The sequence below is a fragment of the Primorskyibacter flagellatus genome (genome assembly GCF_014638275.1).
In the GTDB taxonomy this organism is placed as follows: Bacteria; Pseudomonadota; Alphaproteobacteria; order Rhodobacterales; family Rhodobacteraceae; genus Pseudooceanicola; species Pseudooceanicola flagellatus_A.
Genome location: NZ_BMFJ01000001.1, coordinates 1,379,648 through 1,405,294 on the forward strand (window position 1 = coordinate 1,379,648; position 25,647 = coordinate 1,405,294).

The window sequence follows — 25,647 nt, forward strand, 5'->3', positions numbered from 1 at the left end:
GGCCCGCGCCCCTCAGTCGGTCTTCAGGCCGCGCAGCGCCTGCGCAAACGGATTGTCCGGGTCGATGGCCTTTTCCTTGCGCGGCGGGCGGGATTCGAAGTTCTTCGGCCCCTCGTCGCGGCGTGGCTTGCCCTTGCCGTGCGGCTTGTCGCCACGGGGCTTGTCGCCGCGGGTTTTGCCATCGCGCGGACCGTCGGCGCGCTTGCCGTCGCGCTGACCCTGCGGCCTGCCACGGCCCCGGTCGCCCTGGCGGTTCGGACGGTTGCCGCCCCAGGTGAAGGTGTAGAAGCTTTCGGTTTCGGCCGGTTCGGCCGGTTCCACCGGATCGGCCGAGGGAGCGGGATCGGTGCCGCCCTCGACCGGGGCGGGAATACCGGCTTCGGCCAGTACCTCCCCGGTCGACTGACCGGCAGTGGTTTCGTCGCTTTCCAGCTTCTCCGGTGTCCCGTCCGGCGACACGCCCTCGATCGCGGGTTCGGCGGGGGCGGCGCTGATCGCGCTGTCGTCGCCGGGGCCGGCCTCGTGGGGCGCATGTTCCGCCGGGGCCGGCGGTTCGGCCGAGGCCGCGCCGGTGTCATGCGGGACCTCTCCGTCCGCCGTGGCCTGCTGACCGTCGGGCGTGGTCGTCGCGGGGCGGGTCTTGGCGCGTTCACCCTTCTCCGCCTTATAGCCGAGGCCCTGCATCAGGTCGGCGAACTGGTCCAGCGTCATGCCGGTGATCGAGAGCATGTCCGCCTTCGCCTCGAACCCGCCGCGCGTGTCTTCGGAGCGCAGCATGTCCGCCAGACGTTCCAGCATGTCGATACGGATCGAACGGTCTCCGGCCACGCGGTAGCCTGCCATGGCGGCGTAGCCCTCGGGCGCGGAGGTGTCGGTCGGGACGGTGACCAGCCCCGGCGGCGGGGCCTCGGGAAATTCCTGATGACCCTTCGCCAGCGACCAGAGCACAAGGCGCAGGCGTGTCGGGGCGGGTTTCAGCAGCAGCGGCATGAAGATGGTGAACTGACCGAAGCGGATGCCATGCTTGCGCAGGACGCCGCGGGCCTCCTGATCCAGCTGCTTGACCTCATCGGCGACCTCTGCGCGGGGGAGGATGCCGAGGCCCTCGACCAAGCGGAAGGCAAAGCCGCGCGCGAGCCCGGTCAGCGCCTCGTCCCGGCCCAGTGCCAGCAGGGGTTCGAACAGGGCCGCGACCTTGCGGTCGATGAAATGCTGCAGGCGGCGCTGCACCTTCTGGGCGACGTCCGGCCCGGCCTCGTCGTCGACAAAGACCTGCACCTGCGGCTTCAGCGGCTCGGACCCCGCGATCAGCTTGCCGACGGCCTCGCTGCCCCACATCAGGCCACCCTGTTCGGTGAAGTCGATTTCGGTATCCGGCGCATTGTAGAACCGGTCGGCGCGCAGGTGGAAATGCGGCGTGAGCGCCTGCAGGGCGGCGCGGGCGATGGTTTTCGCCTCCTCCCCGCTCGCCTTGGCATCCTGACGGAAGCGGAACCCCTCCAGACGGCCGACGAATTCGCCCTCGACCGTCACATCCCCGGTATCACTGACTTCGGCCAAGAGGGCCTCCTTCTGCTTGAGCCGCCGCAGCAATACGCTGGTGCGCCGGTCCACAAATCTCTGGGTCAGACGTTCATGCAGGGCGTCCGACAGGCGATCTTCTACAGCGCGGGTCTCGTCGCGCCAATGACTTTCGTCGCCGACCCAGCCCCGTCTCTGGGCGACATAGGTCCAAGTGCGGATGAACGCCAGCCGTTTCGACAGGGTGTCGATATCCCCCTCGATCCGGTCTATCCGCTTGATCTGGCGGGCCAACCAGTCGTCCGGAATGCGTCCTGACTGGTGGAGATAGGCGAAAATCTGCGTCAGCAGCGCGGCGTGCTCGGCATGGCTGATCCCGCGGAAGTCGGGAATGCGGCAGACATCCCACAGCAGACGGACCGACTCCACGCTGGTGGCGCGGGCACGGGTTTCGGCATCCAGGGCGAGGGTACGCAGGGCCATCAGGTCGTCGGCCTCCCGCGCGCGGTGCAGGCCCGGGGCCTGCGGGACCTCTTCCAGCGAGGCGATGAGCGCCTCGGGGCTGGCGAAATTCAGCGCGGGATTGCGCCATTGCAGGTGGCGGACGGGGGCGAAGCGGTGCTCCATGATCGCCTCTGCCACTTCATCATCCAGCGGCGGCGCCTCTCCGGTCACGCCGAAAGATCCGTCGGCCATGCCCCGCCCTGCCCGTCCGGCGATCTGGGCGAGCTCGTTCGGGGCCAGCATCCGCATCCGCCGCCCGTCGAACTTGGTGAGCGAAGAGAAGGCGACGTGGTTGATGTCGAGGTTCAGCCCCATGCCGATGGCGTCCGTCGCCACGAGGTAATCGACGTCGCCGTTCTGGTAGAGCGCAACCTGAGCGTTGCGAGTACGGGGGGAAAGGGCGCCCATCACCACCGCCGCCCCGCCCTTCTGACGGCGGATCAGTTCGGCGATGGCATAGACATTGTCAACCGAAAAGCCGACGATAGCGCTGCGTGGCGGCATACGACTTATCTTTTTCGAACCAGCATAGGAAAGATGCGACATCCGCTCGCGCCGCATGAACTGCGCCTCCGGCACCAGCTGCGCGATCATGCCCCGCATCGTGTCGGAACCGAGGAACAGCGTCTCGTGGGTGCCCCGCGCGCGCAGCAGGCGATCGGTAAAGACGTGCCCCCGCTCCGGGTCGGCGCAAAGCTGGATTTCGTCAATGGCAAGGAAATCCGGGCCGGTGCCCTCGGGCATCGCCTCAACCGTGCAGACCCAGTACTGGGTGCGGGGCGGCACGATCCGCTCCTCCCCCGTCACGAGAGCGACGACCGAAGGGCCGCGGATCGCGACGATCTTGTCATAGACCTCTCGCGCGAGCAGGCGCAAAGGCAGGCCGATGATCCCGCTGCGGTAGCCCAGCATCCGGTCGATGGCATAGTGGGTCTTGCCGGTGTTGGTCGGCCCCAGAACAGCCGTGATCCTGCCGTTTCCGGCCATGTCAGCCACTTTCCCTGCGGATCAGATCTTCTGGCCCGTCGCCTGGGCGCGCAAGCGTTCCTCGGCCTCCAGCGCGCGCTCATGCGTCGGGTAGAGGTCGAGCACCTTCTCGTAGACGCGGAAGGCCTCCTGCGGGCGGTCAAGCGTTTCAAGGATCACGGCAAGGCCGAACATGGCATTAAAATGATTGGGGTTCAGCGTCAGTACATGGCCCAGATCGGCGAGGGCGAGGCCGAACTCCTCCTCCCGGTAGAAGGCGGTGGCGCGGCGGTGCCAGGCTTCGGCGAACTCCGGCGCATGGTCGATCAGGGCGGAGAAATGTCCGATGGCGGTCTGCACCTCTCCTGCCTCCAGAGCGTCCTGGCCTCGGGTCAGCAGCAGATCCATCGACGGCGAACCGGAGCGGCCCCAGATGAGCGAGATCTCGCGCTCTATCTTCTTGGCATCGGTCGGATCGGCCTCATGCAACTGTTGCAATAGCGTGGTAGCTTGGTCACTCTGATCCTGGGCGGTGGCGAGGACCGGTGTCAGGAACAGAACTGCCGCTACGACAAGTTTGAGATTGTGCATTGAGACGCCCATAACACCTCAGAGTGTAACCGCAGTATCGGGATTTGTTAGGCCCGATGTAACCCCCCTTGGGTCAATATTCCGGAAAGGTGAAGCATGAGTGATGTGATCAACGCCGCCGTGGCGGCGCTTCAGGCAAAGATGGACGGCGGATTCGACGGCACCGCGAAGTTCGTGATCGAAGGCGAAGGCGCGATCATGATCGACGGCAACGGCGTGCATGCGGGCGATGAAGAGGCCGATGTGACGCTCACCGCCGACGCCGAGACGTTTCAGGAGATTCTGTCTGGCGACCTGAACCCCACCTCCGCCTTCATGACCGGCAAGCTGTCGGTGGACGGGGACATGGGCAAGGCGATGGCGCTCGGCTCGGTCCTGGCGTAACGGACCCGGTGGATGGAACAGGCCCCCTTCTTCGCGGATGTGGCCGACGGGCCCGATGGCGGCCAGGCCGCCTGGGCCGTCGGTTCGGACGGCGTGCGCGTGCGCGCCGGATGGTGGTTGCCCGAGGGCGACGCGAAGGGCACGGTCCTGATCTTCCCCGGCCGGACCGAGTATGTCGAAAAATACGGCCGCGATGCGCGGGTCCTGACGGCAGGCGGCTATGCCGTTCTGGCGATCGACTGGCGCGGACAGGGCATCGCGGACCGGCTGACCGACAATGCCCGCGTCGGTCACGTGGGACTGTTCACCGATTACCAGCACGATGTCGTCGCCGTGCTGGCGCTGGCCGAAGAGGCCGGGCTGCCGCGTCCATGGCACCTGCTGGCGCATTCCATGGGCGGCTGCATCGGCCTGCGTGCGCTGATGGAGGGGATGGCGGTCAACTCCGCCGTGTTCTCCGCGCCGATGTGGGGCATCCGGTTGGCCGCGCCCGCGCGTCCCGCCGCCTGGGCCCTGTCGTGGAGCGGGTCGCGCCTTGGCCTCGGCCATCTTCTGGCGCCGGGGACGGGTGAAACGCCCTACCCGCTCGATTCCGACTTCGCGGACAACAAGCTGACCACCGATGCGGAGATGTACGACTACATGCGCCGGCAGCTGACCGGTCAGCCGGACCTGTCGCTTGGCGGTCCCTCGCTGCACTGGCTGAACCAGGCGCTCGGGGAAACGCTGCAGCTGGCGCGCCGGCCCTCGCCCTCCTATCCCTGCCTGACCTTCCTTGGCGCAGAGGAAGGGATCGTCGATACCGGACGCATCCACGCCCGCATGGCCAACTGGCCGGGAGGGGAGCTTGTATTGCTGCCCGGCGCCCGTCACGAAGTCCTGATGGAAACGCCGCAGACGCGGGAGGCGGTGTTTTCGCGCATGATCCCCTTCCTCAATGCCCATGAAACAGCGCCGGAGGCCCCTGCCCGCAGCGCCTGATTGCCGCGGTCGGTATACAGGGTTGCCCCTTCGGCAAGTGCCACATATGTCTGCCCCGACCAGACAACAGGAGTGACCATGATCGCAGCGCCCCGTCCCGTTTTCGACGCCAACGCCTCTGCCGGGGGCAAGGACCTGGGCAAGCTTCCGGACTGGGACCTGAGCGATCTCTACGCCGCCCCCGACGCGCCGGAAATCAAGCGCGATCTGGACTGGTTGCAGAAGGAATGCGCCGCCTTTGCCGCGGATTACGAGGGCAAGCTCGGCACTCTGGACGCGGCGGGCATGCTGGAATGTATCCGGCGGGACGAGGAACTGACCAATATCTCTGGCCGGATCATGTCCTACGCGGGCCTGCGCTATTACCAGCAGACCACGGACGGGTCGCGGGCCAAGTTCATGTCCGACATGCAGGATAAGATCACGACCTACACGACTCCGCTGGTCTTCTTCACGCTGGAAATCAACCGCCTGCCCGACGATTTCCTCGACGGGCTGTTCGCGCAGAACGCCGACCTCGCCCGGTACAAGCCGATCTTCGACCGCATCCGCACGATGAAGCCCTACCAGCTGTCGGACGAGATGGAGAAATTCCTGCACGACATGGGTGTGGTCGGGGATGCCTGGGAAAAGCTGTTCGACGAAACCGTGGCGGGGCTGACCTTCTGCGTGAACGGCGACGAACTGGGGCTAGAGGCGACGACAACGCTGCTGACCGAACCCGACCGCGACCTGCGGGAAGCCGCCGCGCGCGAGATCGCGGCGGTTCTGGGCGACAACATCCGGACCTTCGCGCGGGTGCACAACACCCAGGCCAAGGAGAAGGAGGTCATGGACCGCTGGCGCGGCATGCCGACGGCCCAGACCGGGCGGCATCTGTCCAACCATGTCGAGCCCGAGGTCGTGGAGGCGCTGCGCAACGCCGTCGTCGCCGCCTATCCCCGCCTGTCGCACCGCTACTACGAGCTCAAGCGCAAGTGGCTGGGGCTGGACCGCATGCAGGTCTGGGACCGCAACGCGCCCCTTCCGATCGAACCCGCGAAAACCGTCGACTGGCCGACCGCGCAGGAGATGGTGATGTCCGCCTATGCCGGCTTCGATCCCCGCATGGCCGAAATCGCGGAGCCGTTCTTCAGCAAGGGCTGGATCGACGCGGGCGTGAAACCGGGCAAGGCGCCGGGTGCCTTCGCGCATCCGACCGTGACGACCGTGCATCCCTACGTGATGCTCAACTATCTCGGCAAACCGCGCGACGTGATGACGCTGGCGCATGAGCTTGGCCACGGCGTGCACCAGGTGCTGGCGGCGGAACAGGGGGAGCTGCTCTCCTCCACCCCGCTGACGCTGGCCGAAACGGCGTCGGTGTTCGGTGAGATGCTGACCTTCCGCAAGCTGCTGGACGGGGCGAAGACCCAAAGCGAACGCACGACCCTGCTCGCCGGCAAGGTCGAGGACATGATCAACACGGTCGTGCGCCAGATCGCCTTCTACGACTTCGAGTGCAAGCTGCACGCCGCCCGGCGCGAGGGGGAACTGACGCCCGAGGATATCAATGCGCTCTGGATGTCGGTGCAGTCGGAGTCGCTCGGCCCCGCCTTCGACTTCATGGAGGGGTACGAGGTCTTCTGGTCCTACATCCCCCATTTCATCCACTCGCCCTTCTACGTCTACGCCTATGCCTTCGGGGACGGGCTGGTGAACGCGCTCTACGCCGCGTATCAGGAGGCGCCGGAGGGCTTTCAGGACAAGTATTTCGCCATGCTGCGCGCAGGCGGGTCGATGCACCACAAGGAACTGCTGGCGCCCTTCGGGCTCGACGCCTCCGACCCGACGTTCTGGGACAAGGGCCTGTCGATGATCGAGGGCTTCATCGACGAACTGGAGGCGATGGAGGACTGATCCTTCCGTCCGGAATGAAAAAGGCCGCCGCGAGCGATCGCGGCGGCCTTTTCGTTTGCTTCGACGTCGGTTCAGTCCTTGCGGCGGCGGAAGGCGGCCATGGCGCCCAGACCACCAACCAGCAGCAGTGCGGGTGCGGGCAGCGGGACCGCGGGGGCCGACTCGGCGATGCCGTAGCCACCGTAGGTCTTGGTGGTGGCATTGGTATCGAGGTTGTAATAGGCGCCGCCGGCTTCCATCGACCCGATGTAAGGGCTGTAGACATATGTTTGCCGTGCCTCACCGAGCGTGGCGCTCTGCAGCACCAAGGTCACGTCGCCGTTCGTCGGGAAGTGCGTGACGACGAGCTGAAAGTTCGCCAGGTACTGCGGCATGCTGTTCTGCGATCCCGACACGTAGGACACGAAGTTCAGAGTCGGTCCGTAGGCTCTCTGGAAGTTCAGAACCACCTGGTCCACGCCGGTTCCGTAGTCGGGAAAATGGGGCGCACCGGCATAGTCTGCCTGCGTGTACGTGATCTGCGTGGCGCCGTTCATGTAGTCAACGGTGACATCGACATCCGACACCGAACCGGTGTCCCAGTCGAGCGTCACGGACCCCCGGACATATTCGAATGCCGAGGGGTCTGCATCGACAGCCGCCTGCCGGTTGGCCTGCCACTGATCCGTCCCGATAGCACCGTGAACGGAGACGAGGTACTGGCCCCAGAAGGCCTGATCGATGTCATAGGTGACAGGGGCGGCGACAGCGGCACCAGAAAGGGCGAGCGCAACGGCAGACGCGGCGAGCCCCGAATTCAGAAAGTTCATTGTGGTAAATCCGTACCGTGGAATGCGTTGGTGCCGCAAACCTACGATCGGTATACCTGTGCGTCCACTGAAAAATCGGAGCAATAAAAGTGGATTAACCGGAATTGGCGGATCGTTTCCGTGGTCCCGCCAATCCCGTCATATTGATGTGGATCGTTACGCCGCGGGCAACATTCCCTTGCCCGCCGCCAGTTCCCGCATCCGCAGCTGCAGCTTCTCGAACGCGCGGACCTCGATCTGGCGGATGCGCTCGCGGCTGACGCCGTACTGTTCGGACAGGTCCTCCAGTGTGATCGTCTCTTCGCTGAGACGGCGCTGCGTGAGAATGTCCTTCTCCCGGTCGTTCAGGACTTCAAGCGCCTCTGCCAGCAGTTCCCGGCGGGTGTCCATCTCGTCCCGCTCGGCATAGTCGCCAGCCTGGTCGGCATCTTCGTCCTCCAGCCAGTCCTGCCATTGCATCGTGCCTTCGCCCTCGGCCCCGACAGTGGCGTTCAAAGAGGCATCCCCGCCCGACATCCGCCGGTTCATGGAGATCACCTCATCCTCCGTCACACCGAGGTCATGGGCGATCTGCTTGACATTGTCCGGGTGCAGGTCGCCGTCCTCCAGCGCGCCGATGCGGGCCTTGGCCTTGCGCAGGTTGAAGAAAAGTTTCTTCTGGGCAGAGGTCGTGCCAAGTTTCACCAGCGACCAGGACCGCAGGATGTATTCCTGGATCGAGGCACGGATCCACCACATCGCATAGGTGGCAAGGCGGAAGCCCTTTTCCGGGTCGAACCGTTTGACAGCCTGCATCAGGCCGACGTTGGCCTCCGATATGACCTCCGCCTGCGGCAGGCCGTAACCGCGGTAGCCCATGGCGATCTTGGCGGCAAGTCGCAGATGAGAGGTGACCATCTTGTGGGCGGCCTCCGTATCCTGTTCCTCAACCCACCTCTTGGCGAGCATGTACTCCTCCTCCGGCTCCAGAAGCGGGAACTTCCGGATTTCCTGAAGATAGCGGTTGAGACCGCCTTCCGGCGTCGGTGCCGGGAGATTTCCATAGTTGCTCATGGCCCTGTCCTTCGTTTTTCGAACCCTGATGTTTAAGGGATTAACATGGCAGATAGGGACGCGGCAGATCGCGTTCAAGATCAATACGTCTGATTTCCTAACGCATGATGAAGCCCGTTCCGTCGCAAGCGCATCCACATTTCGTCGATGTCACGCGCTTGTGTCGGTGCGGTGATCGGGCGTGCGCGGGCTGATACATATTCGCATGGAACCTCTGCCAATACCGGGAATTCCGTCGCGACGGCAGAACGGCTATCTGCAGGCAACCCGTCTGAAAGGAGCCGATACCGATGCACTTTCCCTCCGCCACCGCCCGCCTGGCAGGTCTCTCCTACCTTGGGCTGATCGCCGCGGGCATCACCGCAGAATTCGTTCTTCGCGCGCCGCTGATTACCTCCGACCCCGCCGGGACGGCGGCGGCCATCGCCGGGAACGAAACGCTCTGGCGGTTGTCGATCGTCGCCGACCTCGTCATGGCCACGCTCGACGTCGCCCTCGCGTTGCTGCTCTTCCTGCTGTTCCGGCCGGTCGGCGAACCCCTCGCCCTTACCGCTCTGATCCTGCGGTTGCTGCAGATGGCCGTGATCGTCGCGCAGCTGCCGCTGCTGCTGGCGGCACTCACGGCGGCCGATCCCCTGCCCCTGATCGAACGGCATGCGGCGGGATACGACCTCGGTCTCTGGTTTTTCGGGCTGAACGGGTTGGTCATGGCGGTGCTGCTCCGCCGGGCCGGGGCACCGCGCGGGATGCCGGTGCTGATCGGTCTTGGCGGTGTGGTCTATCTGCTCGGCACGGCAACGCTGGTCCTGGCACCATCCGTCAACAGCGCCCTGGAGGCGGTCTACCTGCTCCCCTTCGCCGCGGAGCTGTGGTTCGCAGGGTGGCTGCTGCGCGGGGCGCGGGCCAAGGTCCGCGGCTAACCTCGCAGGGAGGCGAGCAGCGCGGTCATGTCGTCGGGCAACGGCGCCTCGAACCGCAGCGCCCGCCCGTCGTCAGGATGGGCAAACCCGAGAACGGCGGCATGCAGGGCCTGTCGCGGGAACGCATTGACCGCTTCGGCCGCGCCCTCCCCGATGACCGCCGGAGAGGCCTTGCGCCGCCCGCCATAGACCGGGTCTCCGACCAGCGCATGCCCGGCATGGGCCAAGTGCACCCTGATCTGATGCGTGCGGCCGGTCTCAAGCCGGCATTCGATCAGCGCAACCGCGTCGCCGAAGCGTTCCAGCACCCGTGCCCGGGTAACCGCGTGCCGCCCGCCCTCGAAGGTCACCGCCTGACGCTGCCGGTCGGTGCGGTGCCGCGCCAGGCCGGTCTGCAGCTTCAGCACGCCGCCAGCCTCGAAACTCGCGCCCTTCACGCCCTTAAGCCGCGGATCGCCCCCGTCCGGCACGCCGTGGCAGAGCGCAAGATACGCGCGTTCAGCCGTGTGTTTCTCGAACTGCGCGGCGAGGGCGTGATGCGCATGATCCGACTTGGCCACCACCAGCAGACCCGAGGTCTCCTTGTCGATGCGGTGCACGATGCCGGGCCGCCGCTCTCCTCCGATGCCGGACAGGCTGTCGCCGCAGTGATGCAGAAGCGCGTTCACAAGGGTCCCGTCCGGAGAGCCCGGCGCGGGATGCACCACCATCCCGGCGGGCTTGTTCACGACGATCAGCGCGGCGTCCTCGTAGACGACATCCAGCGCGATGCTCTGGGCGACGGTTTCCACCACCTCCGGCGGGCCGAGGGCGATCTCGATCACCTGCCCCTCCTCCACCTTTGCCTTGGGGTCGCCCAGCACCGCGCCGCCGCTGCTCACGGCGCCCTCGGCGATCAGCCGGGCGAGGCGGGTGCGCGACAGGGCGGCTGCCTCTGGCACATCCCGCGCAAGCGCCTTATCAAGGCGGGCGGGGGGACTGGCCCCGATGCGGACGGAGAGCAGGCTCTCAGTGGACACGAACACTCCTCAGAACGAAGACCCCGACATTCCCCATATCCGCTTTCTGCGCGGGCTGGTCACGGTGCTGGCGGGCGTGATGATCCTGGGGCTTCTAGTCCTGATCGTGCTGATTGTCATCCGTTTCCGAACGCCCCCTCTTCCCGCCTTTCCCGCGCTGCCCGCCGCCATCGCCCTGCCCGACGGCGCCGATGCGCAGGCCGTCACCGCCGGCCCCGGCTGGTACCTCGTGGTCACGCAGGACGGGCGTGCCCTGGTCTACGCCTCCGACGGCAAACTCGTGTCGGACACGGCGCTTGACCTGCCCTGATCTTCATCTTGCCCGAAATATCCCGGGGTAGCCGCGGCACGCGGCGCAGGGGCAGCGCCCCTGTCCAGCGGGTCCCGTCTGGCGGCTCCGGTCCTGAAAGGAGGGATGGTACCGCCTCCCTGGCTTGAACAGGGGACCTCTGGATCCACAATCCAGCGCTCTAACCAACTGAGCTAAGGCGGCACGTGCAGGGGCAATTACCGTCACCGATCCGCGATTGCAAGTCCGCCGTCGCAGGAAAATGGCTCCGGCCCGGGCGCCAGGGCGCGGCGGGCTTGAATCTTTGTTCCGGGCGCGCTAGCCACCGCCATCGCGACAGGGAATGACCGCCATGGGTATCGACACCGAACGGGACGTGGAAGCCAACCTTCAGATCGGGCCGACCGATCAGGGGATGGTACGCCTGTTCATCGAATCCGGCCGGATGGAGATCCCGATGGATTTCGACCCCGACGAGGCCCGCGAGATCGCGGAGGAAATCCTCGCCGCCGCCAAGGCCGCCGAACAGCTTGGCCGCAAGTCGCGCTGACCCCGCCCTCCTGACCGGACCTCAGAACAGCGCGGCCGGACCGCCGGGATCGCGCATCGCCGTCAGGCGGCGGGCCGTGTCGCGGGCCAGCTTCTGCGTCATCGCCTTTCGACGTGCCCCTGCGAGCCGGGTTTCCCCGGGCATGCGAACGATCTCTCCGCCCCAGGCATCGGCAAGGATCAGACCGGTTTCGTCCGGCAGCAGTTCGACCGGGAAGTCGGGTCCGACGGCCCAGAAGAAACGGTCGCAGAATTCAAGATAGCCCTGCCATTTGCTGTCAGTCATGTAGTCGGCGCGGCTCGACTTGCATTCGATGCACCAGAGTTCTCCCTTCGGACCAACCGCCATGACATCCATGCGCAGGCCCCGGGCGGGCACGAACTCCTCCAGCCCCCAGAAATCATGGCTGGCCAGCAAGCGGCATACCCCCCGCGCGATTAGCTGGCCAGGCTGATGGAGCGCGGGATCGAAGGCGGTATCGTGGCTGACATCGGACATGCCCGGATCATGAACATTTCGTGAACAGATGCAAGAGCCGCCTGTCCCGACTGGCACAACCACCCGCTCGGACCTATTTTTCAATGGTTTGACCACAGGGGGACGGGAATGAGCGGCAGGACGGATCGCGGCGCGCGGATGGCGCGGGAGCTCGAGGGACACCTTGCCTGGCTCGACAGCTTTACCGGCGCGGCGCTTGGCGTGCTGGCGGTGGCCTCGGGAATTTACACCTATCTCGGCGTGTCGACCCTGCTGGACGGGGATGGCGCGATGAAGGCCTTTGCCGCGATCGCCTATTCGGTCGCCGTGTCGACCGGGATTTTTGTCTTCTGGTCCTACCTGATGCGCCTGTTTCCGGCGATGCAGACGGCGCGGGCCCGGATGGGGCTTCTGGGGGCCATGGGGCTCGGATCGCTGGCCATCATCGCCATGTCCTCCTGGCTGAACGCGGCGGCACTTGCCGGTGCGGCGGCGGTGGAACAGCACCTCGCGGAGACCGTGCAGGGCTACCAGGGATCGCTGGAACGCGCGAACGAGATCGCGATTTCCGCGCAGGGGCTGGAGCGGGACGTCGCGCGGGTCCGCCAGTCGTTCGAGGACCTGTCGGAGCAGGAGGCGGCGGGCACGCTGTCGGGTCTCGCCGGCCGAGGGGCGGTGTTCCGGGTGCTGCGGCAGAAATCGGCGGAGCTCACCGGGCTGGAGAGCCAGATCGCCGCGCAGGGACCGCTGGTGAGTGCGGCCTTTGCCGAAGGCAACGCGCTGTTGTCACGCATGCGGGCGCTCACGGTGGAGCCGGGGCCGGTCGAGGCGCGCTCTGTCGAGTTTTCGGAACAGGCGGTGCAGCTGGCGGGGATCATCACGCGCCTCAGGCAGCTGTCGGTGGCTCCGCTTGTGCAGCGGGCGGCGCAGGATCTGGCGGCATCGGTCGTGCTGCCGGAACTGGACGGGCGGACGGAAACCGATCGGAACGATCAGTCTGCCACGATCTCATCGGTCCTTGAGGTGCTCCAGCAGCGGGCTCAGACGCTGGAAAGCGCGGCGGAGGAGGTCCTCGCCATGCCGCCGCCGGTGGAGGCGACCTATACGCCGATCTCCGCCGCGGACGCGGTGATCCTTTATGCGCGGAACTTCGTCCCGTCCTGGGCGGGCGCCATCGCCATCGACCTGCTGCCCGGAGTGCTGGTCCTGATCGTGTCGATCACGCAGGGGCTGATCCGTCACGGTCGGGAAGGTGCGCCGATCGAGGACACGATGACCATTGCGGAACTGCGCGCGGCCTTGCATGCGGCGCGGGACGTGGACCGGGCGCTGCTGACACCGGACCTGCAGGACACCCCCGAGGTCCGCCGGACGGCAGAGGGCGACACAACCACGGGCGGGCCCGCAGCATGATGAGCGATCAGGAAAAGCTGCGTCCGATCCGGCGGATGCTGACCGGGGTCCTTGCGTTCCAGCTTGTGCTGGCGGCTGTTCTGTTCCTGGGCGATCTGGGGCGGGACTTCACCCTGCCCGCCTCCGGCCCCGAGGCGCCGGGGCTCGACCGTCCGACGCGGCCGGGCGACCAGACGCGGCACTACGATCCGACGATGCCCGGGGTGCCGGGCACGCAGATCGACACCGGCCCGATGCCGGAACGAATGGTCCTGGAACCGCTCGACGGGGATCGCGTGCTGCTGACCGGGCGGATCGGGGACGGCGACGGGGCACGTATCGCCACGCAACTGGCAGCGAATGACGCGGCGCAGGTCGTGCTGCATTCCCCCGGCGGTTCCGTCAGCGACGCGCTCGAAATCGGGCGGGCGCTGCGCCGGGCGGGCAAGACCACCCTGCTGCGCGGGCAGGATGTCTGCCTGTCGGCCTGCCCGTACATCTTCGCCGCCGGAACGGAACGGCAGGTCGAAGACGGCGGCCGGGTCGGGCTGCACCAGCACTATTTCGGCGAGAACACGCTGTTGCCGGCCTTCCTTGCGGTGAAGGGCGTGCAGCAGGGCCAGGCGGAGGTGATGCGCTTTCTCGACGACATGGGCGTGGACCCGAGGGTGGTGGTCCACGGCCTGTCGACCCCGCCGGAGTCGATCTACATCCTGACTGCGGATGAACTGGCGGACTATCGCATGGTGACAGAGTAAGGGTCCGACCCTCCGGTTACGGCCCTTGTTTTCAGGCGAAGCCGCGTATTTCCGGGCCCTTATTTCTCCGCGCCGAACACTTAGCCGTTGATCTTACCCAAGCACGTCGTAACTTAGCCCCATGGCTAACATGAATCCCAGGCTAGACCTCCTGTTCCAGGCCCTGTCCGATCCGACGCGGCGGGCGGTTCTGGAACAGCTGGCAGGCGGTCCGGCTTCGGTCGGCGATCTGGCGCAGCCGCACGACATGGCCCTGCCCTCCTTCACCAAGCATATCGCGATGCTGGAACAGGCCGGGCTGATCCGCAGCTCCAAGCAGGGGCGCGTCAGGATGTGTCAGCTGGTCGGCGCGCGGCTGAAACCGGCGGAGGCGTGGTTCGCCCGGCAGCGGGGCAAGAGCGCGGAGGCGGAGACCGAACGGCTCGCCACGCTGGTCACCTCGCTCTACCGCACGGGCTGATCCGATGCCTGTCTTTCGGTCGTGGGGAGGCGCATCGCTGCCATCTTCACAGGCGGCTGCGCGTGACCCCTTGTCGGATGGCGGGCAACCCACTATCTCCTGCCGAGGCGGGTGCTGCCCTTCTCGTGAACGGTAACATTCCGGTGGCCTTAAGCAAATCCGAGGGAGCTGGCTCTGTCCGGACCGTGGTCTGGTTACCCGGCGCCCACCTGTAGATACAGGTCCTCGGGAATGCGTCTACCAAACGGTCGCGTGCGGGCCCGCCACTTTTCCTCCCTCTCCAGTGACTTGTGCGACGAAGTTGACGCAGTCAGTGCGGCCGGCGCCCCGCCCGGCCGCCCCGGCGTCCGGCTGTGGGGATGGATTGCAGACCGTCGCGCATCAGGCGTGTCATCGGATGATCCGCCTCGGCCCCGTAGCGATCCAGCAGGGCCGACAGCGCCTGACCCGGTGTCAGGCCGTCCGGAAGGCTCAGCGCCCAGTCCATGAGGATGGAGCGGCATTCCGCATCGGAAATCCGGTCGATCCGGTAGGATTCCCGGATCAGCCCCTTGGGATCGTTCGGGTCGCGCTGGTCGGTCATTCCGTATCCTCCGTCTCGATGGCAGCATCCACCAGTGCCGCGGCCGAGGCAATGCGGGTCGACAGCATGTCCTGCAACGCCTGCCAGCTGTCCACCCCGAGGTTGCGCAACACGAAGTCGCGACCTCCCAGACCGATCGTTTCGGGATCGGGCGCGGCATCGCTCAGCAGCTTCAGGGTCAGGTTAAGGCGGCGCAGCATGTGCCAGGTCTCGGACAGCTCCGCAGCGGAATCCGGATCGGTCCAGCCACAGGCCGCCGCCGCATCCAGTCCGGCGCGGATCCCCGGATCGGCCGAGCCCGTCGCCAGTAACCCGGCCTGCGACAGCAATTCGATGTCCTGCATCCGGCCGCGTCCCAGTTTCAGGTCCCAGTCGGCGGGCGGTTTCGCGGCGGCCAGCCGGGCACGCATGTCCGACACGTCGCGGCGCAGGGCATCGCGGTCACGCTTGCGGGCCAGCAGGTCGCGGCGGAAGGCCTGCACGTCGCGGCTCAGCGCCTCACCGCCCGCGATAGGCCGGGCTGAGGTCAGCGCCATGTGTTCCCAGGTCCAGGCCTCGCCGTCCTGGTAGTTGCGGAAGGCCCCGAAAGAGGTGGCGACCGGCCCCTGGTTGCCCGAGGGGCGCAGGCGCATGTCGACCTCGTAGAGCCGCCCTTCCGCCGTCGGAGCGGAGAGCGCGGTGACCAGCGCCTGCGTGAGCCGCGCGTAGTAAGTCCTTGACGGCAGGGGTTTCCGGCCCGACGACATGTCGTCCTCACCGGGGTCGTAGATCACGATCAGGTCGAGGTCGGAGCGTGCGTTCAGGCGGGCGGTGCCAAGCGACCCCATGCCCAGCACAATCGCACCGCGCCCCGGCGGAGGGCCATGCCGTCGGGAGAAATTGCCAATGACCACGGGCCAGAGTCCGCACAGTACAGCGTCGGCAAGGTCGGAATACTGGGCAGAGGCCTCTTCAGGCGAAATCAGGCCGCGCAGGTGGTGCACGCCGATCCGGAAATGCCAGTCCTTCTGCCAGCGGCGGGCGGCGTCAAGCTGCGCTTCGTAGTCCGGTTCGGCCTTCAGAGCGTCGGTCAGCCGCGCAATGAGCGCGTCGGCCCCCGGCCAGGCTGAAAAGAAGGTCCCTGCGATGACCGCGTCGAACACCCCGGCATTGCGCGACAGGTACAGCGCGAGGTCGGGTGCGGTGCCGGTGATGTCGCCAAGCAGGTCGATCAGCTGCGGATTGGCCTCGAACAGCGAAAACAGCTGTACCCCGGCGGGCAGGCCCGAAAGGAACCCGTCGAAGGCCATCAGCGCCTCCTCCGGCCGCGCGGCGCGAGACAGGGCCTGCAGAAGACGGGGACGGAGGCGGGCAAAAATCTCCTGCGCGCGGGCGGAGCGCAGGGCGGGATAGCTGCGCCAGCGGGCGACCAGTGCGGCGTCGACCTCGGGTGCGTCCTCCGGCAAATCCGGCTCTTCCGTCTGTTCGTTGGCGAAGAAATTCTCGCAAGTGGTGTGAACCTCTTCCAGCCGCTCCCGGAGTGTCAGCCGGAACTCTTTCGGATCGGTGCCGGAGAGGGCGGCGATGCGGTCAATCCCCTCTTCCGACTGCGGCAGGGCGTGGGTCTGGGCGTCGTTCACCATCTGGATCCGGTGCTCCACTTCCCGCAAGGCGCGGTAGTGGCCGGACAGACGATCCGCTGCCTCTGCGGCGGCCCAGTTGCGCTGCGCCAGCAGGCCTAGCGCCTCCACTGTGCCGCGGACGCGCAGCGCGGGATCGCGGCCGCCGGCGACGATCTGGTGGAACTGGGCGAAGAACTCGATCTCCCGTATGCCGCCGCGCCCGAGTTTCATGTCGTGGCCCGGCAGGGTGATCGCGCCGTGGTGGCCCTTGTGGTCGCGGATGGCCTGTCGCATGTCGTGGGCGTCGCGGATGGCGGCATAATCCAGGTGACGCCGCCAGACGAAGGGCTTCAGCGCGGTCAGGAACCGGTCCCCCGCGGCGATGTCCCCGGCACAGGGGCGGGCCTTGATATAGGCGGCGCGCTCCCACGTCCGGCCGAGGCTTTCGTAGTACCGCTCCGCCGCCTCCATCGACACGCAGACCGGCGTGACCGAAGGGTCCGGTCGCAGGCGAAGGTCGGTGCGGAAGACGTAACCATCTTCCGTGATGTCCGACAGGGTGGCGGCCATGGTCCGGGTGGCGCGGATATAGGCGGGACGCGCCTCGGCGTAGCCGTCGGCGTCGAAGCGGGTTTCGTCGAACAGGCAGATCAGGTCGATGTCGGAAGAGTAGTTGAGCTCTCCGGCGCCCATCTTTCCCATTGCGAGAACGGTCATTCCGGCCCCGGTCGCGAGGTCCTCCTCCGCCATGCCGGGCAGCTTGCCGCGCCGGATCAGAGGGGCCAGCGCGTCCTTCAGGGCCAGGTCGGTGGCGAGGTCGGCAAAGCGGGTCAGCGTGCCGGTCACCTCCTCCAGAGGCCATACACCGCCAAGGTCAGCCAACGCGGCAAGAAGGGCGACCCGCCGCTTGCCCTGCCGCAGGCCGGAGCGGAGCGTATCGGGGTCGAGGGCGCGCAGGCGGTCGAACTCCTGCTCCAGCGCCTGTTCTGGGGCGTCGAGCGCGTCGGCGACCCAGTCGGCCTCTTTCTGGATCAGGCTCAGAAGATAGGGGCTGGACCCGCCTGCCCCGGCAATCAGGTCGCCTGCAGGCCCCGTCAGCGGCAGTGCCTCGCGCGCATCGGCGGCGCGGTCCGCATCGTGCGGGCGCGGCAGGCGGGTCAGTCGGGCTGCGATTGTCATGGGCGGAGATTCCACGTCACGAGGGGTCTGGTCAATGTCCCTGCTCTCGGCCAGATTGCCGCCATGAGCAAGAGCATGAAACGCGTGATCCGCGCCCTCGAAGAGGCCGGGATCGAGACCGAGATCGTCGAACTGGGCACGGCCCGCACCGCGCAGGAAGCGGCGGACGGGGTCGGCTGCGCGCTGGACCAGATCGCCAAGTCCATCATCTTTGCCGGGGCGGAGAGCGGCGCGGCGCTGCTGTTCCTGACAGCAGGGGGAAACCAGGTGGATGCGGACAAGGCCTCTGCCCTGGCCGGGGAACCGCTGGCCAAAGCCGATGCGGCGCTGATCCGGGAGCAGACCGGTTTCGCCATCGGCGGGGTCGCCCCGGTCGGTCACCTGAACCCGATCCGGGCCTGGGTCGACCCGCGGCTGATGGAGTTCGACCGGGTCTGGGCGGCGGCGGGCACGCCGCATCACGTGTTTGCGCTGAATCCGGCCGATCTCCCCCGGATTTCGGGGGCGCAAGCGGCTGATTTCGTTAATACTCCGTCGTAAATGTAAATTTCTTTCACATCGCCCCTTGCGAAGCGGCGATGCAGTTCCGATCTTGGTGATGTGAAAGGAATTCACATTGAACCACGAACACGGAGCACTGACATGACCCCCGCCACCGCCACTGCCTATACCGGACAGGATGCCCCCCATATGGGCTGGCTGTCCCGGTCCGAGGCCTGGCTCGACAGCAAAGGCAAAGGGGCCTGGATCGCCGCAATGGTCCTCGGCTTTGTCTTCTTCTGGCCTGTCGGCCTCGCCCTTCTTGCCTACATGATCTGGAGCAAACGCATGTTTTCGAAATCCTGCCGCCGTCATGGCCGCCACAACGAAATGCGCCGCGCCGGCTACGCCGCGATGAAAAACTCCGGCAACACTGCCTTCGACGCCTACAAGGCCGACACGCTGCGCCGCCTGGAAGAGGAACAGGAACAGTTCGAAGCCTTCCTGGAACGACTGCGTGAAGCCAAGGACAAGGCCGAATTCGATCAGTTCATGGACGACCGCGCGAAACGCCGCGAGGAAAACGTCCGCGAAGACGAAGACGCCTGATCGACCCCGACCCTGACGGGGGGCCATTCCGGCCCCCTGCCCTGCCCCGATACGGAGACCCCGATGACCGCCCAGACCTGGACCATTCCCGACCCGCAGGTCCAACCCGAATTCTACGCCGACATTCCGCTCAAGCGCCTGCTGGCCTGGGTGGTGGACTGCGTACTGATCGGGTTGACGGTGGCGCTGATCGTGCCCTTCACCGCCTTCGTGGGCCTGTTCTTCCTGCCTTTGATGTTCCTGGTGATCGGGTTTCTGTACCGCTGGATGACCCTGGCGGGCGGATCGGCAACCTGGGGCATGCGCCTGATGTCGGTTGAGATGCGGGACGGCTACGGGCGGCGCTTTGACGGCGGCACGGCGTTCCTGCACACGCTCGGCTATTCGGTCTCGCTGGCCTTCCCGGTGCTGCAGGTCATCTCCGTCATCATGATGCTGACCGGATCGCGGGCGCAGGGCCTGACGGACAATGTCCTCGGCACGGTCGCAATCAACCGAAGCGCCGCATTTTGATGCGAATCTGAGAACAGTTCATTGCCCGCCGGCCCGGAACAGCTCCGGGCCGTTTTGCGTTTTCCGGGTCGGGAGGCGCGGACAATGACGGATGGCGGTGCAAGCAGGCAGGGTGGCGGGGCAGGCAAAGACCCCGACACGGGCAGGTCCGGCAGGTTTGCGAGGGCGAGACGGCGGCGCTGGCCTCTTCCTTTGACAACTGCGCCGGCTTATGTATCGTCTCCTCTCAACAAGCCCGACAAAAACACACGACCCATGCGCCACACCCTTCCGCTGACGCCGCAATTCTATGTGACGGCCCCCCAGCCCTGCCCCTATCTCGAGGGCCGGATGGAGCGGAAGCTTTTCACGTCCCTTTCCGGCGACGGCGCGATGCAGCTGAATGATTCCCTCTCCAAGCAGGGGTTCCGGCGGTCGCAGAACGTGCTGTACCGGCCCTCCTGCGCGGATTGTGCGGCCTGCCTGTCGGCACGGATCGACGTCGCGGCCTTTGCACCGACCCGCAGCCAGCGCCGCACGCTGAACCGCAATGCGGAACTGTCGCGCCGCGCGACTTCGCCCTGGGCGACGGAGGATCAGTACGAACTGTTCCGCGATTACCTGGATGAGCGGCACGCGGATGGCGGCATGGCGGACATGGACGTCTTCGAATTCGCCGCGATGATCGAGGAAACCCCGATCCGGTCGCGTGTCATCGAATACGTACATCCCGAACGCGGGCTGACCGGCGTGGCGCTGACCGACGTGCTCGATGACGGGCTGTCGATGGTCTATTCCTTCTACGACCCGGACCGTCAGGGTGACAGTCTCGGCACCTACATGATCCTCGATCACATAGAGATCGCGCGGGAGGCCGGGCTGCCCTACGTCTACCTCGGCTACTGGGTGCCGGGATCGCCCAAGATGGGGTACAAGGCCAAGTTCAAGGGGGTCGAACTGTATGTCGGCGGCAAATGGGCCCCGATGCGCGACCCCTCGGACTATGATGCGGAACGGCATCCGCTGAAGACCGACCCGATCGCGGAGCAGGTCGCGAATATCTCCCTGCCGGACCTGCGCTCTCCGCGCGGGTGATCTAGCGCGCCATCAGTTTGAGAAGCGTCGGCTGGTCCGGCAGACCCGTGGGCGTCAGCCCGTTGGCGTTCTGGTAGGCCTGAAGCGCCTGCGAAAGCTTGTCCGGCCCTCCGGAGGGGAAGCCAGCCGCCGCGAGCCTTGCGTGAACGTCAGAAAGCAGCGGGGCGTAGATCATCGTGACCTTGCCGTCATGCTTCACCGCAACCGCATCCGCCCGGTCTCGCAGCCTCGCGTCGGCAAGGTAATTGACCAGTTCGGTCGCCCCCTTCTCGACCACCTCGTCACCATTGGCGGCGCAGAACTGCGCCAGAAGCCCGGTCAGGGTGCCGGGGGTCTGCCAGGGGGTCAGGTCAAAGGTCCCGGTCAGCAGCCGGTTGTGCGCGGTCATGTAGCCCGAGAGCCAGACCGCGACGTCGCGCGCCCGCGGTTCGTCGGGGGACAAGGCTGCGAAATCGGCGCAGATCATGCGCCCCGGCCCTTCGACCGCGTAGCTGCCGTTTCCATCGGCCGCGGTCAGAGGAGGCGCGGCAAGCGCGGCACAGACCGCGCCCGCCAGGATCGCCCGGTCAGGCCGCACGTTTGCGCAGGCGGGCCAGGCCAAGACCACCAAGGCCGGAGAGCAGCAGCACCATGCCCGCGGGCAGTGGGACCGCCGGGTAGTCCGTGACAATGGCCGTCTGGGTCACCGCCGACCCGGTGCCAAGACCCGAGAAGCCGAGCCCGATGACAAAGGTGGTCTGATCCTCGGGCAGGATGCCGAGTTCAGGGTCGATGCCGGTCAGTTCAAAGCCGGTGACGGCCTCTGACAGCACCACGGTCTCGCCCGGGTCGATTGTGAAGGTGGTGCCGTCCGGCAGGCGGACGACGTAGCCGTCGGCGTCGTTCACGGCGGCAAGGGTCGGGGCGACGATCGTGGTGATCTCACCCGGGCCGACCATTTCGTAGACGTAGCCAGTGGCGATTTCCGGATCGATGAAGACGATGTCGTTGCCCGAGATACTGACCTCTTCAAGCGAGAATTCGTAGGTCGGCACGCCGCCTTCGTCCTCCACCGACACGAGCGTCGGCAGCAGCGGCGTCTCTTCCGAGGTGCCGTCCGCCGCGCCGAAGTTGCGCAGTTCGATCTGGTCGGAGGATGTCAGCTCACCGCTGATGAATTCGGAGAACCGGACATAGTCTGTCTCCAGGTCCTCGAACTCCATGTATTCGTATTCCACCACGGCGCGTTCCAGGTCGGTCAGGTCGGGCACATCGCCCGCCGCGTCCTCGAACCAGTTGGAGCCGCCGGAGAACAGAAGCATGATGCCGCTGTTCATATGCTCTGGATCCTCTTCCGGAAGGAAGGCGCGCAGCCCGATGACATCCAGCGTCTCACCGCCCTCGCCCACGACGAGGTTGTTGGCCACCAGCACATCCGTCCGCGCTGTCACGGCCTGACCGACGATGTCGCCGCCGTAGAAGACCCGAAAGCTGGAGGAGAGACCGAAGCTTCCGATCTGGGTCCCCTCCTGATCGGTAAATCCGGTGAGGTCCTGCGCCAGCACGTCGGTATTAAAGGTCCAGATACCGGAGAGGAAGCCTTCGCTTTCGATGTATGTCGGCGCGTTGGTCGGCGAGATCGACAGCTCGTCCCGGCTCCAGATACCCGCGTTGTTCACGGTCTGGAGGTATTCGTCGTAGAAGCAGTAGTTGCAATATTCGTCGTAAGAATCCGGAGATGGACCGGAGTAGTAGAACTCCTGCACGACGGGGACATTGACGCTGAACTGAACGACATCTGCGTGGGCGGCAGAGGCCAGGGCACTCATGACCAGGGCTGGCAGGACGCGGTTTTTCATGGTGTTCCCTCGAAATATCATGACTTGTGAATACCTTCGGTCTAAACGACCGGTGCCTACGCCTCAAGGAAACGGGCTGTTCTTGACGCAACGTCAATCAATCCTCGCACCGTCAGCCTGTCGATAGGGACCAGCGACCGCCGTCGGGTCACGGGACATTTCATGACGTTACAGCGGCTCACGTCCTTACGCGGAGGCGCATGTCCGTATCGGCGCTCCGCCGCTCTTTTCGCCCGTTCGCGGGACCCGGCAGCAGGGTTGGGTGTTGTGTCTGCACAATCAGGCTCCGGCACTGTCGGGGTCGCAAGCAACCGAAAGGACATCAGATGTTCAGAACCGCACTCATCGCCGCCGCCGCAGGCTCGGCCCTTCTTGCCACTGCCGCCGTGGCCGAGACCACCGTCTACACCCAGAATGGCGCGACCGTGTACACCGAGAAGAACACCGAGGAGAAGGCCGGCAACGCCCGTGCCGGTGCCGTTGCGGGTGCCACCGCAGGCGCCATCGTCGGCGGGCCGGTCGGTGCCGTCGTCGGGGCCGCCATCGGCGCCACGGGCGGCAATGCCGCCACGCCGGACCGCGAAGTCGTGACCTATGTCCAGACCAACCCGGTCGCCCCCGTCATCATCGACGGCCAGGTCGCCGCGGGCTACATCGTTCCGGAAACGGTCGTGCTGACCCCGGTGCCGGAGACCGAATACGCCTATGTCTACACGGACTCCAACCCGATCATCGTGGACGCGCAGACCCGCCAGGTGATCGAGGTCGTTCCGGTCAACTGACCGGCGTCCCCGCAAAGCGAAACGGCCCGGGTTGCTCCGGGCCGTTTTCCTGTGTGGTGTTACCTGCCAAGCAGGTCCGGAACGATGGTCACGATCGAGGGCACGAACCACAGCAGCGCAAGCCCGGCCACCTGGATCAGCACGAAGGGAATGATCCCCCGGTAGATGTGCCCGGTGGTGACGGACGGCGGGGCGACCCCGCGCAGGTAGAACAGCGCGAAACCGAAGGGCGGCGTCAGGAACGAGGTCTGCAGGTTCACCGCGATCATGATCGTCACCCATTTCGGATCGAAGCTGCCGCCGTAGATGACGGGGCCGACGATCGGGACGACGATGTAGATGATTTCGAGGAAATCCAGCACGAAGCCGAGGATGAAGAGCACCAGCATCACCAGCAGGAAGACCGTGAACTCGTTGTCGAACGAGCGCAGGAAATCCTGGATGTAGTGCTCCCCTCCGAACGAGATGACGACGAGGTTCAGCAGCTGAGAGCCGATGAGGATGGTGAAGACCATCGATGTCACCTTCGCCGTCTCGCGCACGATTGGTGTGAGGACTCCGTTCCGGTAGAGCACCATGCAGGCATAGATCAGCGACAGCCCGGCCAGCATGTAGGAGAAGAGCGCGAAGACATAGCCGACGCGGTTCTCGAAGGTCACGACCTCCTGGTTCATGCGCAGGTCGAAGTTGATGCCGATCAGGATGAGCGCGGCCAGCGCCAGCGTCGCCCAGATGATGATCTTGCCGGAGTTCCCCTCGTCCTTCAGCTTGCGATAGGCCGCCAGCATGATCGCCCCGCCCGCGCCAAGTGCCGCCGCCGGGGTCGGGTTGGTGATCCCGCCGAGGATCGAGCCAAGCACCGCGACGATCAGAACCAACGGCGGGAAGACCACACGGATCAGGTCGTTCTCGGCCATGCGCTCGACCGCGTGGCGCAGTGACCAGAGGCAGATCAGCAGCGGGATCATCAGGATCGCCACCTTGGTGCCGCCGGACATGCCCGGTCCGATCAGCACGACATCCAGCGCAAAGGCCAGAACGACGCCAAGCAGGCCGATGCCAAGCGGGCCGAACGGCGCGCTCGGCTTCACGCCGCGCGCAATGGCCAGCGTCAGCAGGACCATGCCGAACAGCGTCGCGACACCGGAGCCGACGGGCGCGATGGAGGACAGCTTGGCCGCCATCTTTTCGTTCAGCTCGTCCTGGGTCAGTTCGCGGGTCTCCTCCGTACCGCCGCTTTCGGCTAGGGCCGTGCGCGCCGCAACGGAGTCATCCCAACGGGACTGGCCGTGCAGGTCGATCATCGCCTGCTGGCATTCGGGAGAGACGTTGGTGCGCAGGGCGTCCAGCCGCTCCACTTCGGTATAGTGCGAAACGGTGATGTCCTGCGGGCCGATCAGCCGCATCTCGTAGGCTGCGAACAGGCCGCCGATGATGATGACCGGCACGGCAACGAACCAGGTCAGTGCCTCGTTGCGGGAGATGTATTCGCCGTCCGCCTCCTCGATATGCACCGCGGGGGCCTTCTTGGGGTTCAGCAGCGCGTAGACAAAGGCGTAGCCCGCATAGAGCACGGCGAGCAGGATCCCCGGCAGCAGCGCCGACTGGAACAGCGTGCCGACCGAAACGACCGCCGGACGGCCGAGGTAGGTCAGCGCGTCCGTGCAGCCGAAGTTCTGGGCGCGGGTTTCCTGCGCGGCGGAATAGAGGTCACCCGCGAGCGTGCCAAGGAGCACGATCACGATGGAAGGCGGGATGATCTGACCAAGCGTGCCGGAGGCCGCGATGACCCCTGTCGACAACTCTGGCGAATAGCCGTTCCTGAGCATGGTCGGCAGGGACAGCAGACCCATGGTCACCACGGTTGCGCCGACGATCCCGGTGGAGGCGGCGAGGAAGGCGCCCACGACCACGACCGACACGGCCAGACCGCCCGGCAGCGGACCGAAGACGCGCGCCATGGTGGTCAGCAGGTCGTTGGCGATCTTGGAGCGTTCCAGCGTGATGCCCATGAGGACGAACATCAGCACGGCCAGCAGCGTCTCGATCGACTGGCCGGCAAAGACGCGTTCGTTCATCCGGTTCACGATGAAGGACAGGTTCCGGTCCGCCGCCAGTTCCCAGCCCCGGTCGAAGACGGGCTGTGCGACCCTTGGCAGGTCGGGGTATCGGAAGATTGAGATCGTCTCCCGTTTCACGCCCGAGTTGACGAGGTCCCGGAAGGCCTGCGACCCGGTGTCGATCGCCTGATGGATCAGCAGGCCCTGGGTATCCAGCCAGGCGATGACCGCGAAGGAGATGACCCCCGCGCCCGGAATGGCGAAGGCCACCGGAAAGCCCGAGAGGATCCCGCCGAACAGGGCGAGGAATACGATGATGAGGCCGACTTCGACGCCGTCTAGTCCGAAAAACATA

General features: G+C 66.0%; 25 protein-coding genes and 1 tRNA gene. 14 read left to right on the forward strand and 12 right to left on the reverse strand.

Features of this window, described 5'->3' with window-relative positions:
• Positions 1-12: 12 nt before the first annotated feature.
• Both IEV87_RS06845 and IEV87_RS06850 read right to left on the reverse strand, forming a co-directional pair.
• Complete coding sequence (locus tag IEV87_RS06845; RefSeq protein WP_188476906.1) at positions 13-3,012, reverse strand: helicase-related protein; 3,000 nt, start codon at positions 3,010-3,012, stop codon at positions 13-15.
• Between the two features lie 21 nt (positions 3,013-3,033).
• Complete coding sequence (locus IEV87_RS06850; protein WP_229737453.1) at positions 3,034-3,582, reverse strand: tetratricopeptide repeat protein; 549 nt, start codon at positions 3,580-3,582, stop codon at positions 3,034-3,036.
• A gap of 96 nt (positions 3,583-3,678) precedes the next feature.
• On the opposite strand from IEV87_RS06850, the gene IEV87_RS06855 reads away from it, so the two are divergent.
• From IEV87_RS06855 to IEV87_RS06865, 3 genes are all read left to right on the forward strand, one after another.
• Positions 3,679-3,966, forward strand: coding sequence for an SCP2 sterol-binding domain-containing protein (locus IEV87_RS06855; RefSeq protein WP_188476907.1), 288 nt, complete (start codon positions 3,679-3,681; stop codon positions 3,964-3,966).
• A gap of 12 nt (positions 3,967-3,978) precedes the next feature.
• A complete protein-coding gene (locus tag IEV87_RS06860) occupies positions 3,979-4,947 on the forward strand; it encodes an alpha/beta fold hydrolase (RefSeq protein WP_188476908.1) in 969 nt (322 codons plus the stop codon).
• Positions 4,948-5,025: 78 nt separating this feature from the next.
• Positions 5,026-6,846 (forward strand): M3 family oligoendopeptidase, encoded by a 1,821-nt coding sequence (locus IEV87_RS06865; protein WP_188476909.1) that lies wholly within the window; start codon positions 5,026-5,028, stop codon positions 6,844-6,846.
• 71 nt (positions 6,847-6,917) lie between these two features.
• Here the strand turns inward: IEV87_RS06865 and IEV87_RS22785 are convergent, their stop codons facing one another.
• Positions 6,918-7,655, reverse strand: a complete 738-nt coding sequence (locus IEV87_RS22785; RefSeq protein WP_229737455.1) for a VPLPA-CTERM sorting domain-containing protein — start codon at positions 7,653-7,655, stop codon at positions 6,918-6,920.
• A 156-nt stretch (positions 7,656-7,811) separates the two neighbouring features.
• On the reverse strand, positions 7,812-8,708 hold the full coding sequence (rpoH, locus tag IEV87_RS06875) for an RNA polymerase sigma factor RpoH (RefSeq protein WP_188476910.1): 897 nt from the start codon (positions 8,706-8,708) through the stop codon (positions 7,812-7,814).
• 290 nt (positions 8,709-8,998) lie between these two features.
• On the opposite strand from rpoH, the gene IEV87_RS06880 reads away from it, so the two are divergent.
• A complete protein-coding gene (locus tag IEV87_RS06880; protein WP_188476911.1) occupies positions 8,999-9,628 on the forward strand; it encodes a DUF4386 domain-containing protein in 630 nt (209 codons plus the stop codon).
• Here the strand turns inward: IEV87_RS06880 and IEV87_RS06885 are convergent.
• A complete protein-coding gene (locus IEV87_RS06885; RefSeq protein ID WP_188476912.1) occupies positions 9,625-10,653 on the reverse strand; it encodes an RluA family pseudouridine synthase in 1,029 nt (342 codons plus the stop codon). The two genes, IEV87_RS06880 and IEV87_RS06885, sit on opposite strands and share 4 nt — an antisense overlap.
• Here IEV87_RS06885 and IEV87_RS06890 point away from each other — a divergent pair.
• The gene (locus IEV87_RS06890) at positions 10,640-10,957 is read left to right on the forward strand and encodes a DUF6476 family protein (protein ID WP_229737457.1); all 318 of its coding nucleotides are present in this window, start codon (positions 10,640-10,642) and stop codon (positions 10,955-10,957) included. The genes IEV87_RS06885 and IEV87_RS06890 overlap by 14 nt on opposite strands.
• 106 nt (positions 10,958-11,063) lie before the next feature.
• On the opposite strand, the gene IEV87_RS06895 is transcribed toward IEV87_RS06890, so the two are convergent.
• Positions 11,064-11,140: transfer RNA gene (locus IEV87_RS06895), tRNA-His, on the reverse strand.
• Between the two features lie 148 nt (positions 11,141-11,288).
• Between IEV87_RS06895 and IEV87_RS06900 the strand changes: the two genes are divergently transcribed.
• Positions 11,289-11,486: a DUF6324 family protein gene (locus IEV87_RS06900; RefSeq protein WP_188476914.1), complete on the forward strand. Its 198-nt coding sequence runs from the start codon at positions 11,289-11,291 to the stop codon at positions 11,484-11,486.
• 21 nt (positions 11,487-11,507) lie between these two features.
• On the opposite strand, the gene IEV87_RS06905 is transcribed toward IEV87_RS06900, so the two are convergent.
• Positions 11,508-11,984 (reverse strand): MmcB family DNA repair protein, encoded by a 477-nt coding sequence (locus IEV87_RS06905; protein WP_188476915.1) that lies wholly within the window; start codon positions 11,982-11,984, stop codon positions 11,508-11,510.
• A gap of 108 nt (positions 11,985-12,092) precedes the next feature.
• On the opposite strand from IEV87_RS06905, the gene IEV87_RS06910 reads away from it, so the two are divergent.
• From IEV87_RS06910 to IEV87_RS06920, 3 genes are all read left to right on the forward strand, one after another.
• Positions 12,093-13,376: a hypothetical protein gene (locus IEV87_RS06910; RefSeq protein ID WP_188476916.1), complete on the forward strand. Its 1,284-nt coding sequence runs from the start codon at positions 12,093-12,095 to the stop codon at positions 13,374-13,376.
• Entirely contained in the window at positions 13,373-14,113 is a 741-nt protein-coding gene (locus tag IEV87_RS06915; protein WP_188476917.1) for a hypothetical protein, read from the forward strand. The genes IEV87_RS06910 and IEV87_RS06915 overlap by 4 nt, the downstream gene beginning before the upstream one ends.
• Positions 14,114-14,234: 121 nt before the next feature.
• Complete coding sequence (locus IEV87_RS06920; protein ID WP_188476918.1) at positions 14,235-14,573, forward strand: ArsR/SmtB family transcription factor; 339 nt, start codon at positions 14,235-14,237, stop codon at positions 14,571-14,573.
• Positions 14,574-14,883: 310 nt separating this feature from the next.
• On the opposite strand, the gene IEV87_RS06925 is transcribed toward IEV87_RS06920, so the two are convergent.
• Entirely contained in the window at positions 14,884-15,156 is a 273-nt protein-coding gene (locus IEV87_RS06925) for a hypothetical protein (protein ID WP_188476919.1), read from the reverse strand.
• The gene (locus IEV87_RS06930) at positions 15,153-17,936 is read right to left on the reverse strand and encodes a bifunctional [glutamine synthetase] adenylyltransferase/[glutamine synthetase]-adenylyl-L-tyrosine phosphorylase (protein ID WP_188476920.1); all 2,784 of its coding nucleotides are present in this window, start codon (positions 17,934-17,936) and stop codon (positions 15,153-15,155) included. The genes IEV87_RS06925 and IEV87_RS06930 overlap by 4 nt, the downstream gene beginning before the upstream one ends.
• 63 nt (positions 17,937-17,999) lie before the next feature.
• Between IEV87_RS06930 and IEV87_RS06935 the strand changes: the two genes are divergently transcribed.
• From IEV87_RS06935 to IEV87_RS06950, 4 genes are all read left to right on the forward strand, one after another.
• Entirely contained in the window at positions 18,000-18,476 is a 477-nt protein-coding gene (locus tag IEV87_RS06935) for a YbaK/EbsC family protein (RefSeq protein WP_188476921.1), read from the forward strand.
• Positions 18,477-18,578: 102 nt separating this feature from the next.
• Complete coding sequence (locus IEV87_RS06940) at positions 18,579-19,025, forward strand: DUF2852 domain-containing protein (RefSeq protein ID WP_188476922.1); 447 nt, start codon at positions 18,579-18,581, stop codon at positions 19,023-19,025.
• Between the two features lie 63 nt (positions 19,026-19,088).
• The gene (locus tag IEV87_RS06945) at positions 19,089-19,538 is read left to right on the forward strand and encodes an RDD family protein (RefSeq protein ID WP_188476923.1); all 450 of its coding nucleotides are present in this window, start codon (positions 19,089-19,091) and stop codon (positions 19,536-19,538) included.
• Between the two features lie 255 nt (positions 19,539-19,793).
• On the forward strand, positions 19,794-20,612 hold the full coding sequence (locus tag IEV87_RS06950; protein WP_188476924.1) for an arginyltransferase: 819 nt from the start codon (positions 19,794-19,796) through the stop codon (positions 20,610-20,612).
• Between the two features lies 1 nt (position 20,613).
• Here the strand turns inward: IEV87_RS06950 and IEV87_RS06955 are convergent, their stop codons facing one another.
• On the reverse strand, positions 20,614-21,189 hold the full coding sequence (locus IEV87_RS06955) for a peptidoglycan-binding domain-containing protein (RefSeq protein ID WP_188476925.1): 576 nt from the start codon (positions 21,187-21,189) through the stop codon (positions 20,614-20,616).
• Complete coding sequence (locus IEV87_RS06960) at positions 21,179-22,450, reverse strand: VPLPA-CTERM sorting domain-containing protein (protein ID WP_188476926.1); 1,272 nt, start codon at positions 22,448-22,450, stop codon at positions 21,179-21,181. The genes IEV87_RS06955 and IEV87_RS06960 overlap by 11 nt, the downstream gene beginning before the upstream one ends.
• 326 nt (positions 22,451-22,776) lie before the next feature.
• Here IEV87_RS06960 and IEV87_RS06965 point away from each other — a divergent pair, with 326 nt between their 5' ends.
• Positions 22,777-23,232: a DUF1236 domain-containing protein gene (locus tag IEV87_RS06965; RefSeq protein WP_188476927.1), complete on the forward strand. Its 456-nt coding sequence runs from the start codon at positions 22,777-22,779 to the stop codon at positions 23,230-23,232.
• A gap of 59 nt (positions 23,233-23,291) precedes the next feature.
• Here the strand turns inward: IEV87_RS06965 and IEV87_RS06970 are convergent, their stop codons facing one another.
• Positions 23,292-25,646, reverse strand: a complete 2,355-nt coding sequence (locus IEV87_RS06970) for a TRAP transporter large permease (RefSeq protein ID WP_188476928.1) — start codon at positions 25,644-25,646, stop codon at positions 23,292-23,294.
• Position 25,647: the final 1 nt, after the last annotated feature.

Bases quoted from the DNA above. Each gene is read 5' to 3' on its own strand.
- IEV87_RS06845 (WP_188476906.1), bottom strand. From the start codon at position 3,012: ATGGCCGGAAACGGCAGGATCACGGCTGTTCTGGGGCCGACCAACACC.
- IEV87_RS06850 (WP_229737453.1), bottom strand. From the start codon at position 3,582: ATGCACAATCTCAAACTTGTCGTAGCGGCAGTTCTGTTCCTGACACCG.
- IEV87_RS06855 (WP_188476907.1), top strand. From the start codon at position 3,679: ATGAGTGATGTGATCAACGCCGCCGTGGCGGCGCTTCAGGCAAAGATG.
- IEV87_RS06860 (WP_188476908.1), top strand. From the start codon at position 3,979: ATGGAACAGGCCCCCTTCTTCGCGGATGTGGCCGACGGGCCCGATGGC.
- IEV87_RS06865 (WP_188476909.1), top strand. From the start codon at position 5,026: ATGATCGCAGCGCCCCGTCCCGTTTTCGACGCCAACGCCTCTGCCGGG.
- IEV87_RS22785 (WP_229737455.1), bottom strand. From the start codon at position 7,655: ATGAACTTTCTGAATTCGGGGCTCGCCGCGTCTGCCGTTGCGCTCGCC.
- rpoH (WP_188476910.1), bottom strand. From the start codon at position 8,708: ATGAGCAACTATGGAAATCTCCCGGCACCGACGCCGGAAGGCGGTCTC.
- IEV87_RS06880 (WP_188476911.1), top strand. From the start codon at position 8,999: ATGCACTTTCCCTCCGCCACCGCCCGCCTGGCAGGTCTCTCCTACCTT.
- IEV87_RS06900 (WP_188476914.1), top strand. From the start codon at position 11,289: ATGGGTATCGACACCGAACGGGACGTGGAAGCCAACCTTCAGATCGGG.
- IEV87_RS06905 (WP_188476915.1), bottom strand. From the start codon at position 11,984: ATGTCCGATGTCAGCCACGATACCGCCTTCGATCCCGCGCTCCATCAG.
- IEV87_RS06910 (WP_188476916.1), top strand. From the start codon at position 12,093: ATGAGCGGCAGGACGGATCGCGGCGCGCGGATGGCGCGGGAGCTCGAG.
- IEV87_RS06915 (WP_188476917.1), top strand. From the start codon at position 13,373: ATGATGAGCGATCAGGAAAAGCTGCGTCCGATCCGGCGGATGCTGACC.
- IEV87_RS06920 (WP_188476918.1), top strand. From the start codon at position 14,235: ATGGCTAACATGAATCCCAGGCTAGACCTCCTGTTCCAGGCCCTGTCC.
- IEV87_RS06925 (WP_188476919.1), bottom strand. From the start codon at position 15,156: ATGACCGACCAGCGCGACCCGAACGATCCCAAGGGGCTGATCCGGGAA.
- IEV87_RS06930 (WP_188476920.1), bottom strand. From the start codon at position 17,936: ATGACAATCGCAGCCCGACTGACCCGCCTGCCGCGCCCGCACGATGCG.
- IEV87_RS06935 (WP_188476921.1), top strand. From the start codon at position 18,000: ATGAGCAAGAGCATGAAACGCGTGATCCGCGCCCTCGAAGAGGCCGGG.
- IEV87_RS06940 (WP_188476922.1), top strand. From the start codon at position 18,579: ATGACCCCCGCCACCGCCACTGCCTATACCGGACAGGATGCCCCCCAT.
- IEV87_RS06945 (WP_188476923.1), top strand. From the start codon at position 19,089: ATGACCGCCCAGACCTGGACCATTCCCGACCCGCAGGTCCAACCCGAA.
- IEV87_RS06950 (WP_188476924.1), top strand. From the start codon at position 19,794: ATGCGCCACACCCTTCCGCTGACGCCGCAATTCTATGTGACGGCCCCC.
- IEV87_RS06960 (WP_188476926.1), bottom strand. From the start codon at position 22,450: ATGAAAAACCGCGTCCTGCCAGCCCTGGTCATGAGTGCCCTGGCCTCT.
- IEV87_RS06965 (WP_188476927.1), top strand. From the start codon at position 22,777: ATGTTCAGAACCGCACTCATCGCCGCCGCCGCAGGCTCGGCCCTTCTT.
- IEV87_RS06970 (WP_188476928.1), bottom strand. From the start codon at position 25,646: ATGTTTTTCGGACTAGACGGCGTCGAAGTCGGCCTCATCATCGTATTC.